Annotated in this window: 5 protein-coding genes; all 5 read left to right on the plus strand. The window is 63.8% G+C overall.

All coding sequences use genetic code 11. The features are described from left to right. The coding region (locus ACRDUX_RS18370) for an alpha-amylase family glycosyl hydrolase (protein ID WP_526415451.1) at positions 1 to 1163 on the plus strand (1163 nt) is incomplete at its 5' end. Next, positions 1156 to 2868: an alpha-glucosidase gene (locus ACRDUX_RS18375; RefSeq protein ID WP_526415452.1), complete on the plus strand. Its 1713-nt coding sequence runs from the start codon at positions 1156 to 1158 to the stop codon at positions 2866 to 2868. The genes ACRDUX_RS18370 and ACRDUX_RS18375, both read left to right, overlap by 8 nt. Positions 2869 to 3028: 160 nt before the next feature. After that, positions 3029 to 3874 carry a sugar phosphate isomerase/epimerase family protein gene (locus ACRDUX_RS18380; RefSeq protein WP_526415453.1) on the plus strand — a complete coding sequence of 282 codons (846 nt, stop codon included), beginning with the start codon at positions 3029 to 3031 and terminating at the stop codon, positions 3872 to 3874. 47 nt (positions 3875 to 3921) lie between these two features. Further along, entirely contained in the window at positions 3922 to 4980 is a 1059-nt protein-coding gene (locus tag ACRDUX_RS18385; RefSeq protein WP_526415454.1) for a Gfo/Idh/MocA family protein, read from the plus strand. 313 nt (positions 4981 to 5293) lie between these two features. Then, the coding region (locus ACRDUX_RS18390; protein ID WP_526415455.1) for an MFS transporter at positions 5294 to 6298 on the plus strand (1005 nt) is incomplete at its 3' end.

Genomic DNA, 6298 nt, shown 5'->3' on the forward strand with positions numbered 1-6298 from the left:
AACCCGACCTCAACATCGAGAATCCGAAGGTGCAGGAGGAGATTGCGCGCACGCTCGGCTTCTGGCTCGAGCTGGGTGTCTCGGGCTTCCGGGTCGACGCCGTGCCCTTCATGTTCGCCAAGGACGACGTGCCGGGAAAGCCCGACGCCTTCGATCCCATCCAATTCCTCGGCGACGTACGGAATTTCGTCAATCGGCGCGTCGGTGATGCCGTCCTGCTCGGTGAGGTCAACCTTGCGTACAAGGACCAGAAGGCCTTCTTCGGAGGGTCCGACGGCGACGGGCTCAACATGCAGTTCGACTTCATCGGGATGCAGAACATCTACCTCGCCATGGCCCGCGGGGATGCCCGACCGATCGCCAAGGTGCTGCGGCAGCGACCAAAGCTCGACATCACCAGCCAGTGGGCCAACTTCTTGCGCAACCACGACGAGCTCACCCTCGACAAGCTGAGCGACGGTGAACGCCAAGAGGTCTTCGACGCCTTCGGCCCCGACCCGGACATGCAACTCTATGGCCGCGGCCTGCGACGCCGACTGCCGTCGATGCTCGGCGGCGACGAACGGCGGATGAAGATGGCCTACTCGCTGGCCTTCTCGCTCCCAGGCACTCCGGTCCTGTTCTACGGCGAGGAGATCGGGATGGCCGAGAATCTCGACATACCAGGACGACTCGCCGTGCGCTCGCCGATGCAATGGACGGGCGGTCACAACGGCGGCTTCTCCAGAGCGGCGACGCGGCGGCTCACCCGGCCACTTCCCGACGGCCTGTACGGACCGGAACGCCTCAACGCCGCCGACCAACGCCGCGACCACGGCTCCTTCTGGTGGTTCATGCGCAACCTCATCTACACCTACCGCGAGCAACCGGAGACCGGCTGGTCGAACGTCGAGATCCTCAAACAACCCAACCGGGCCGTGCTGGCTCACGTGTGCCGGGAGGAATCCGGGTGGGCGATGGTGGCGCTGCACAACTTCGCGGCAGACAGTTGCCTCGTCTCGATCGAGGTCGACGATTTGCCACCGGGGTCCATCCTCGTCGACTTGCTCAACGGCCTCACCGAGATCCCACTCGACGCCCACGGTGGGGTCGAGATCGACCTCGAGCCCTACGGCTACCGGTGGCTGCGCGTGAAGCGACCGGAGGACGAGCCAATTGTGTGAGCGAGACGCTGCGTGGTGGACGTCTGCCGTCGTCTACCAGATCTACCCGCGTAGCTTCGCCGACTCGAACGGCGACGGCATCGGCGATCTCGGTGGCATCATCGACCGACTCGACTACGTGAAAGCACTTGGCGTCGACGTGATCTGGTTGTCGCCGGTCTACCGTTCGCCGCAAGCCGACAACGGTTACGACGTCAGCGACTACCGCGCCATCGAGCCGATGTTCGGCACCCTCGCCGAGTTCGACGTGCTGTTGACGAGGGTGCACGAACTGGGGATGAAGTTGGTGATGGATCTGGTGGTCAACCACACCTCCGACGAGCACCCGTGGTTCGCCGAGGCGCGTTCGTCACGCGACAACCCCAAGCGGGATTGGTACATCTGGCGAGATGCCAGGGATGGCGCCGAGCCGAACAACTGGGGCTCGATGTTCTCCGGATCGGCGTGGCAGTGGGACGAGAGCACCGAGCAGTACTACCTGCACCTGTTCGACCGGAGACAACCCGACCTGAATTGGACGAATCCGCAGGTACGAGCTGCCGTTCACGACCTCATGAGCTGGTGGCTCGACCGCGGTGTCGACGGGTTCCGCATGGACGTCATCAACTTCATCTCCAAGGCCGAGGGGCTCCCGGATGCACCGGCGGTTCCTGGGCAGACCTTCGTCAGCGCGTTCGACCTGTTCGCCGACGGACCGCACGTGCACGACTACCTCGCCGAGATGACCCGCGCGGTCTTCACCGAGCGCGGCGGCGACTTCATGACGGTGGGTGAGATGCCGGGCGTGACAACGGATGACGCGCGGCTCTACACCGATCCGGCTCGCAACGAGCTGAACATGGTCTTCCAGTTCGAGCACATGTCCGTCGACCAGGGTTCCGCGGGCAAGTACGACTACCGAGGTTTGGACCTGGTCGTGCTGAAGAAGTCGCTTCATCGGTGGCAGCTTGCGTTGGCGGAGACTGGTTGGAACAGTCTGTATTGGGATAACCACGACCAGCCGCGCGTGGTGTCCCGGTTCGGCGACGACCACCCCGATTACTGGGCCGCCTCGGCCAAGGCCCTCGCGACCGTTCTGCACGGCATGCGTGGCACGCCGTTCGTCTACCAGGGCGAAGAACTCGGAATGACCAACTATCCGTTCCGGCGTCCGCAGGACTTCAAGGACCTCGAGGCCGTGAACTTCTACGACAGCGTGGTCGAACTGGGCGGCGACCAGGCCGCGGCCATGGCTGGCCTTGCCAAGATCAGCCGTGACAACGCTCGTACACCGATGCAGTGGGATGCCGGCCCGAACGGCGGGTTCACCACCGGTGCCCCCTGGCTTCCGGTCAACCCCAACCACAGTTGGCTCAACGCCGAATCTCAATTCTCGGCAACGGATTCCGTGTTCGCGCACTACCAAGCTCTCATCCGGCTACGCCATCAGCTGCCGATCCTGGTGGACGGTGTCTTCGCGCCGCTCATGGCCGAGGACCCGCAGATCTGGGCGTACACCAGAACCAGCCCCACCGATCAACTCCTCGTCGTCGCCAACTGCGGGCGCGATGCCAGGGCCATCGACATCGGCCCGGAATGGGTCGGTGCCACGCTGCTGCTTGGCAACCTGCCAGATCCTGCAGCCACGATCGCGTCGACATCGCTCGAGCTGGCTGCCTGGGATGCGCGGATCTACCTCGCCGACCGTGGGAATCGACACGCGTGATCAAGCCACCACATGAAATCCGTGCCCGCATCCTCACGGTGCGGCTCGCCGCGCAGGACCACCGGCCGACATTGCGGTGGCCCCGATCGCGCCCCCGGAGTGCCACTGAGTGGCAGCACTTGTTCGACTCGCCCCTCGTCGAGGCTCTACGGTCTCGGCCATGGAAAGAACTCCCCAACGGCATACCGCCCATCTGTCGATGGGCGCCATTTGCTTTCGGGATCGCCCATTTCCAGAGATCCTCGCCGCGGCGTCGGCCAGCGGATTCACCGGCATAGGCCTCACGGTCGGGCAGTGCGTCTCAGCACTTGAGCGGGGCATCGGCTTGGACGAGATAAGTGCACGCGTGACCGACGCCGGCCTGCGCGTCGCCGAACTCGAACTGATTCGGCTCGGCGACGACGGTCCCGCCCGTCACGCCAACTCCCTGGTCGAGGATCTATGCCACGCTCTCGTTCCAGATCGAGTACACGTTGCGGCCTTCGTCGGTGAACCGCCACGCATCCTGGATCAGTTCTCGGCCGTATGTGGCAGCCTCGCCCCTGTTCCCGTCGCGTTCGAGTTCATGCCATACAGCAGGGTGCCGGACTTGGCGCAGGCGGTGGGCCTGGCGGAACGGACCGGCGCCACCAATGCGAGGGTCGTTCTCGACGTCGTGCACTTCTTCCGGTCCGGCGGCGATCCTGCCGACCTGACGGCGCAACGACTCGACTGGGTGGCGGGCGTCCAGCTCTCCGACGTGGCGGTCCGCCCCGGCGTGCCGCTGGCGTACGAGGCCCGGCATCTGCGGACCTATCCGGGACGAGGCACGTTGGACATCGGGGGCTTCCTACGGGGCATCGCCAAGGTGTTGGACGTCCTTCCCCCGGTGTCGATCGAGCCCATATCCGACGCGTTGGAGCTGCTTCCCTTGCCAGTGGTCGCCGAGGAGATCATGTACTCCACACTCGGAGCGATCGCAGCGGCAGGCTGGGTCGCTGGCGACGGCGCCTTCACGCGCGCCTGACTCGGGCGAGCGTGGATTCCCCGGCATCAGAGAATCGGGAGCAACTCATGGTTCAAAATCCCCTCCGCATTGGAATCATCGGTGCCGGCGTCATGGGCACCAAGCACGCGGAATACATTGCACGCGAACGTGGAGCAACGTTGGTCGCGGTCGCCGATCCCTCGACCAGAGCCCTGGCCGACGATGCCGGGGTGCCGCACTACGACAACTATCGGGACCTTCTCGGGGCACCGGGCATCGACGGGGTGATCATCGCCAACCCCAACGGCGCCCACGTCGAAACGACACTGGCAGCAGTCGCAGCAGGCATCCCCGCGCTGCTCGAGAAGCCCGTGGCCGTGACTGCTGCAGAAGCCTCGCGCCTGGTGACGGCCGTCCATGGGTCCAACGGAGTGGTACTCGTTGGTCACCATCGGCGCCATCACCCGGCAGTGGCGAAGGCGCGCTACATCATTCGCAGCGGCGCGATCGGCAGGCTCGTGGCCATCAACGGAATGTGGCTGACCAAGAAATCCGACGAGTACTTCGACCAGCAGTGGCGTCGCGAACGAGGAGCAGGGGTCATGCTGATCAACCTCGTTCACGATCTCGATCTCGCCCGCCACCTATGCGGCGAGGTCGCCACCGTGCAGGCCATCAGTAGCAACGCGTTCCGAGGATACGAAGTCGAGGACACCGCTGCCGTCATCGTCGGCTTCACCAACGGCGCCATCGGTACCTTCATTCTGTCTGATTCCGCTGTCGCACCGTGGACTTGGGATCAATCGACTCAGGACGACCCTCAGTTTCCCTTCATCCCGGACATTGCCAGTTGGTCGATCGCGGGCACCGAGGGATCACTGGCCTTTCCGCAACTCGCCCGCTTCTACTACGACGGTGGATCCGACTGGCACCACCCGTTGTCGCGCCGATATGAAGGCACTGAAGGCGGCGATTCCTACACGCGGCAACTCCGGCACTTCATCGCCGTCGCACGAGGTGAGGCCGCGCCGCTGGTGACCGTCGAAGACGCCGCAGTCAGCTTGGCCCTCATCGAGACGGCGCAGCACGCCGCCGAGAGTGGCAACAGACTCGATGCGCGATCGTCACTGTTCGATACCCCTTGAGCGCCTCCGCAATCCCGCAGCCGAGCCGTCGGTGACACGCGCCCAATGGCGAGAGGTCGAGCCCCCGTTGCGAGAGCAATATTCGCCGGACCGCCACTGAGTGAACGTGAGTCGTGCCGTTGTCGTGATCTGGGGCGCACAGTGAGTTGCGTGTGAACATCGGCACAACGAGTCGACTTGGGCGACTCCCGTCATGACTTGGAAAGGAACCGTTGTGGCTCGTGCAACGGAAGTAACCGTCCGCGATGTCATAGATCGCAACTCGCTCAGCTGGTTCCAAAAGCGAACGTTGATCCTTTGCTTTCTGTGCATCGTGGTCGACGGACTGGAGGTCACCGCCGTCGGCTTCATGTCTGCCGCCGTGAAGGAGGACTGGGGTATCAGCACCGCGCAACTAGCGCCAGCCGTCACCACCGGGCTCATGGGTCTTGGCATCGGCGCGCTGGTAGGTGGCCCCCTTGGAGACCGTTTCGGACGCAGGAGCGTAATCGTCTGGGCCATCGGCACGTTCACGGTGACAACCATGCTCACCGCCACCACTGACGGCATCGCCACTTTCAGCATCCTTCGGCTTCTCACCGGGCTTGGCTTGGGCGCATCGATGCCGAACGTCGCTGCCCTCGTCTCGGAGTTCGTCCCCACCGGACGTCGCCGCTCCATCGTTGCCGTCATTTGGTCAGGGTTCACAACGGGTGCAGCCGTCGGCGCCATCCTGGTGCCATTCGTGGTCGAGGCGTTCGGTTGGGAGGTTGCGATACTCCTGTGCGGCGCCACTGCTGCGGCGATCTTCCTCGCCATCGCCCGCCTGCTGCCGGAGTCGGTGCGGTTCCTGGCGAACTCCGGACGCAATCACGATGACCTCGTAAAATATTGCAACTACATCGAACTCGGGTCCGTGAACGCGCACAGCACATTCACCCGCGAGACAGCCACACACACTCGGTCGTATCCGATTGGCGCTCTCCTTGCCTCCCGACTAAGACTGGGAACAGCGACCATGTGGATCGGCTACATGGCGGTGATGTTCACGATCTATCTCACGAATACGTGGTTGCCGTTCTTGTTCAAGGAAGCAGGCTTCGCCACCAGTACGATTTCGCTGCTGACAACCCTGCTACAGGTCGGTGGAACAGTCGGATGTGCCGCGATCGGCTTCATCCAGGACAAAATCGGTGCGCACGTCACGATCGTGTGGGCAAGCGCACTCGGCGCTGCAATGGCAATCGCGATCGCCGTATCTCCATCGTCGACAGCGTTGCTGGCAGCGCTGATCTTCGTGCTCGGCATGTGCACGAATTCCATTTCGACGGGCTATACG

The sequence above is a fragment of the Mycobacterium sp. genome, assembly GCF_050701675.1.
Taxonomy (GTDB): domain Bacteria; phylum Actinomycetota; class Actinomycetes; order Mycobacteriales; family Mycobacteriaceae; genus Mycobacterium.